Source organism: Novosphingobium sp. UBA6272, assembly GCF_002440635.1.
In the GTDB taxonomy this organism is placed as follows: Bacteria; Pseudomonadota; Alphaproteobacteria; order Sphingomonadales; family Sphingomonadaceae; genus Novosphingobium.
This window is the reverse complement of sequence record NZ_DJUW01000009.1, coordinates 1-5037: the sequence shown is the minus strand read 5'-3', so window position 1 is coordinate 5037 and position 5037 is coordinate 1. Positions and strand designations below refer to the sequence as shown.

Below are 5037 nucleotides of genomic sequence, written 5' to 3'. Positions count from 1 at the left end.
TTCCGCAAGGATTTCCCGCTGACCGGCTATGTCGAGCTGCGCTATTCGATCGAGCAGCAGCGAGTTATCTACGAACCGGTCAAGCTCAACCAGGACCTGCGCCAGTTCGATTTCATGAGCCCGTGGGAAGGTTCGGACTACGTGCTGCCCGGCGATGAAAAGGCGGAGGGCAAATCGTGACCCGCACTCTCTTCCACCGTCACCCTGAACTTGTTTCAGGGCCCATCGGGGTTCCTGCCCGGTGGCCGGCTGCGCAATCAAGCCGCGCAGTCGGCTCTTTCCACACACCCACCGGGCCATCGGCGAAATGGGCCCTGAAACGAGTTCAGGGTGACGAAATTTGCAGTTTTGGAGGTGCGCTGTGACCATGCAACTGGAACAGTCGCCGACCACCGGCGACGAGGTCATCTCCAACTACACGATCAACTTCGGGCCGCAGCACCCGGCAGCGCACGGCGTGCTGCGGATGGTGCTGGAGCTGGACGGCGAGATCATCGAGCGGGTCGATCCGCACATCGGCCTGCTCCATCGCGGCACCGAAAAGCTGATCGAGCACAAGACCTACCTGCAGGCGCTGCCCTATTTCGACCGGCTCGACTATTGCTCGCCGCTGGGAATGGAGCATTCCTACGTCCTGGCGATCGAAAAGCTGCTCAACCTCGAGGTTCCGCTGCGCGGCCAGTACCTGCGGGTGCTGTTCGCCGAACTGACCCGGATCTGCAACCACATGCTCAACATGGGGTCGCACGTGATGGACGTCGGGGCGATGACCCCGAACCTGTGGCTGTTCGAGATTCGCGAGGATTGCCTCAACTTCTTCGAACGCGCTTCGGGCGCGCGGATGCACTCGGCCTGGTTCCGCCCCGGAGGGGTCCATCAGGATGTGCCGGAAAAGCTGCTGGTCGATATCGGAGAATGGCTCGACACCCGCCTGCCGCGGCTGTTCGAAGACGCAATGAGCCTGGTGATCGACAACCGCATCTTCAAGCAGCGCAACGTCGATATCGCCGTGGTCAGCAAGGCCGACGCGCTGGCCTGGGGCTTCTCCGGCCCGATGATCCGCGCCGCCGGGATCCCGTGGGACCTGCGCAAGAGCCAGCCTTACGACGTCTACGACCGGATGGATTTCGAGATCCCGGTCGGCACCAATTCCGACTGCTATGACCGCTTCATGGTTCGGGTCGAGGAAGTGCGCCAGTCGGCCAAGATCATGAAGCAGTGCCTGGCCGAAATGCCCTCGGGCCCGGTCGCCAGCACCGACCGGAAGGTGGTTCCGCCCAAGCGGGCGGAGATGAAGCAGTCGATGGAAAGCCTGATCCACCACTTCAAGCTCTACACCGAAGGCTTCCACGTGCCCGCCGGTGAGGTTTACGTCGCGACCGAAAGTCCCAAGGGCGAATTCGGGGTCTATCTGGTCTCCGACGGCAGCAACAAACCCTATCGCTGCAAGATCCGCCCGACCGCGTTCAGCCACCTTCAGGCGATGGACTTCATGTGCAAGGGCCACATGCTTCCCGACGCAACCGCCATCCTAGGCGCGATTGACGTGGTGTTCGGGGAGTGTGACCGGTGAGCAAGCTGGCCATCGCAGAGCAAATGATCGCGCATTACAACGCGCAGGACGCCGACGCTTATGTCGCGCTGATGACCGAGGACGCCTGCGAAGCGGGCTATCGCGGGGCGGTGCTGCGCGAAGGCCGGGAAGGCACGTGTGCGGGTCTGGCCAAGATGTTCGCCGAGTTCCCCGAGAACCGCGCTGAGATCATCACGGGCTACGAACTGGGCGAATTCGCCGTGCTGCACGAGAAGGTCTACCGCTCGTCAACCGCCGAACCTTTTGAAGTCATGTCTATCTACTCGTTCGAGGGCGACAAGTGCTCTCGCGTGGAGTTCGTCCGCTAATGGCTGATCGTCATCTCGAACCCGATACCCCCGAACTGCGTGCGCGCTGGGGGAGCTTTGCCTGGACCAAGGAAAACGCGGCCAAGGCCAAGGACATCATCGCGCGCTATCCGGCCGGGCGCCAGCGCTCGGCGGTGATGCCGCTGCTCGATCTGGCCCAGCGCCAGGTCGGCGCCGAAACCAACACCCAGGGCTGGCTGCCGATCCCGGTGATGGAATTCATCGCGCGTGAGCTCGACATGCCGATCATCCGCGTGGTCGAGGTCGCGACCTTCTACACCATGTACAATCTGGTCCCGGTCGGCCGGTTCCACGTCCAGGTCTGCGGTACCACGCCGTGCATGCTGCGCGGATCCGACGATATCATGGCCGCCTGCAAGAAGCGCGGGATGCGCAAGGGCCACACCACCGATGACGGGCTGTGGACGCTGACCGAGGTCGAATGCATGGGCAACTGCGCCTCGGCCCCGATGGTCCAGATCAACGACGACAATTACGAAGACCTGACGCCCGAGCGCCTCAACGCGGTGCTCGATGCGCTGGCCGCGGGCAAGAGCCCCAAGGCTGGCACGCAGGAGCCGGGTCGCCACACGGTCGAGCCGCTGGGTGGGCCGACCACGCTCAAAGCGATGGTCAAGGCCAACCACGATTACCGGGGGGATTGGAAGTGAACAAAGCTCCCTTCAAACCCAACCGTCACCCTGAACTTGTTTCAGGGTCCATCGTGGTTCTAGCCCGTTGGTGTCATGCGCAAGTAAGCCGGGCAGTCAGCTCATTTCTCGCACCAACCGACCGTGCGGCGAAATGGACCCTGAAACAAGTTCAGGGTGACAAGATTCTTTTGTGTGGGGGTGTGCTGTGAGCCTCCAGGACAAGGACCGCATCTTTACCAACCTCTACGGCTACCAGCCGTGGACGCTGGCCGCTGCGCGCAAGCGCGGGGATTGGGACAATACCAAGGCGATCCTGGCCAAGGGCAAGGATGCGATCATCGAGGAAATTAAGGCCAGCGGGCTGCGCGGGCGCGGCGGGGCGGGGTTCCCGACCGGGCTCAAGTGGTCGTTCATGCCCAAGGAGCCGAACCCGGCCCGGCCGAGCTTCCTGGTGATCAACGCCGACGAATCCGAACCGGGTTCGTGCAAGGACCGTGAAATCATCCGTCACGATCCGCACAAGCTGATCGAAGGCGCGCTGGTCGCGGGCTTCGCGATGGGTGCGCGCGCCGCCTACATCTACATCCGCGGCGAATATATCCGCGAGGCCGAGACGCTGTTTGCCGCCGTGCAGGAGGCTTATGACGCCGGCCTGATCGGCAAGAACGCCTGCAAGTCGGGCTACGATTTCGACGTCTTCGTCCACCGCGGCGCGGGCGCCTATATCTGCGGCGAAGAGACCGCGATGATCGAAAGCCTGGAAGGCAAGAAGGGCCAGCCGCGCCTGAAGCCGCCATTCCCGGCCGGCGCGGGGCTCTATGGCTGCCCAACCACGGTCAACAACGTCGAATCCATCGCGGTTGCCCCCACGATCCTGCGGCGCGGGGCCGGGTGGTTCTCCAGCTTCGGGCGCGACAACAACAAGGGCACCAAGCTGTTCCAGATCTCTGGGCATGTCGAAAAGCCCTGCGTGGTCGAGGAAGCGATGAGCATCCCGTTCCGCGAACTGATCGAAAAGCACTGCGGCGGGATCCGCGGCGGGTGGGACAACCTGCTCGCGGTGATCCCGGGCGGCAGCTCGGTTCCACTGGTACCCGGCTCGATGTGCCCGGACATGCCGATGGACTTCGACGGCTGCAAGGAAGCCGGATCGGGCCTCGGCACCGCCGCCGTGATCGTGATGGACAAGTCGACCGACATCGTCCGCGCGATCAGTCGGCTCAGCCACTTCTACATGCACGAAAGCTGCGGGCAATGTACTCCCTGTCGGGAGGGCACCGGCTGGATGTACCGGGTGATGGAGCGCCTGCGCACCGGCGATGCCGATGTCGAGGAGATCGACATGCTGTGGAACGTCACCAAGCAGGTCGAAGGCCACACCATCTGCGCCCTGGGCGATGCAGCCGCCTGGCCAATCCAGGGCCTGATCCGCCACTTCCGCCCCGAAATCGAACGGAGGATCGCGGACAACGTTCGGGAGGCAGCGGAATGAGCAGCTTTGCTATAGCCCTGGCCCTGCTGGCTGGCGCCGCCGATGGCGAAAGCCGGGTCGGATCACGGCTCGATCCGGCGATGCGCCAGGTCAACAATGCCGACATGTCCGAACTCAACGGCGCGCTCTATCGCTTCATGGAATGCGCCGTGGCGCGCCGCGAGGTCCGCGTTCGGGCCTTCATCGATGCCCGCGATGTGGAAACGATGAAGCAGAACTATGTCGCGCTGAGCGATGTGCCGCGTTGCTCGGTCGGCGGTTACCTCGGCAACGATGTCGATTACATCAGCTACAACGCCGAGATATCGGTGACCCGCGGGTTCGTGGCCGAAGCCTTCATCAAGAAGGACCGTAAGCGGGCCGAAGCTCTGTCGGCCCTGCCGCTGCAGAAGACCTACAGCGCGGACTGGTACGCGGTGACCGGCCGGCCGCAGCCGTTCAATGAGATGGCAACCTGCGTCGCGGCGACCAATCCTGCCGGGATCCTGGCCCTGCTCAGGACCGGGATCGGCAGCAAGGAAGAGAAGGCTGCTGTTGGCACCCTGGCGCCATCGCTGGGCCAGTGCCTTGCCACCGGTTACAAGCTGAACGCCAATCGCCTCAGCCTCCGCACGGCCCTGGCCGAAGCGCTGTATCACCGTACGTTCGATGCGCCCTCCGGGGCCGTCGGAGGAGCTAACTGATGCCCAAAGTTACCGTTGACGGCATTGAAATCGAGGTTCCGCAGGGCGCTACCGTCCTGCAGGCGTGCGAGCTGGCCGGCAAGGAAATCCCCCGTTTCTGCTATCACGAGCGGCTGAGCATCGCCGGCAATTGCCGGATGTGCCTGGTCGAGGTGAAGCCCGGGCCGCCCAAGCCGCAGGCGAGCTGCGCGCTGCCGGCCGCCGAGGGCCAGGAAATCCGCACCGACAGCGAAATGGTCAAGAAGGCGCGCGAAGGGGTGATGGAGTTCCTCCTGATCAACCACCCGCTCGATTGCCCGATCTGCGA

Annotated in this window: 6 protein-coding genes and 1 pseudogene; all 7 read left to right on the top strand. The window is 63.6% G+C overall.

Annotation, left to right across the window (positions count from 1 at the left end; genetic code table 11):
- Nucleotides 1–180 (top strand): annotated as a pseudogene (locus tag B2V17_RS05275) (NADH-quinone oxidoreductase subunit C); the annotation flags it as partial.
- A 187-nt stretch (nucleotides 181–367) separates the two neighbouring features.
- A complete protein-coding gene (locus B2V17_RS05270; protein WP_292995943.1) occupies nucleotides 368–1573 on the top strand; it encodes an NADH-quinone oxidoreductase subunit D in 1206 nt (401 codons plus the stop codon).
- 23 nt (nucleotides 1574–1596) lie between these two features.
- Nucleotides 1597–1902: a nuclear transport factor 2 family protein gene (locus B2V17_RS05265; protein ID WP_324474933.1), complete on the top strand. Its 306-nt coding sequence runs from the start codon at nucleotides 1597–1599 to the stop codon at nucleotides 1900–1902.
- Nucleotides 1902–2573, top strand: a complete 672-nt coding sequence (locus tag B2V17_RS05260; protein WP_292995939.1) for a complex I 24 kDa subunit family protein — start codon at nucleotides 1902–1904, stop codon at nucleotides 2571–2573. Before B2V17_RS05265 ends, B2V17_RS05260 begins: the two co-directional genes overlap by 1 nt.
- A gap of 187 nt (nucleotides 2574–2760) precedes the next feature.
- Complete coding sequence (gene nuoF, locus B2V17_RS05255) at nucleotides 2761–4047, top strand: NADH-quinone oxidoreductase subunit NuoF (RefSeq protein WP_292995937.1); 1287 nt, start codon at nucleotides 2761–2763, stop codon at nucleotides 4045–4047.
- The gene (locus B2V17_RS05250; RefSeq protein ID WP_292995935.1) at nucleotides 4044–4730 is read left to right on the top strand and encodes a hypothetical protein; all 687 of its coding nucleotides are present in this window, start codon (nucleotides 4044–4046) and stop codon (nucleotides 4728–4730) included. The genes nuoF and B2V17_RS05250 overlap by 4 nt, the downstream gene beginning before the upstream one ends.
- On the top strand, nucleotides 4730–5037 hold a 308-nt coding region (locus B2V17_RS05245), incomplete at its 3' end, for a 2Fe-2S iron-sulfur cluster-binding protein (protein ID WP_292995933.1). The genes B2V17_RS05250 and B2V17_RS05245, both read left to right, overlap by 1 nt.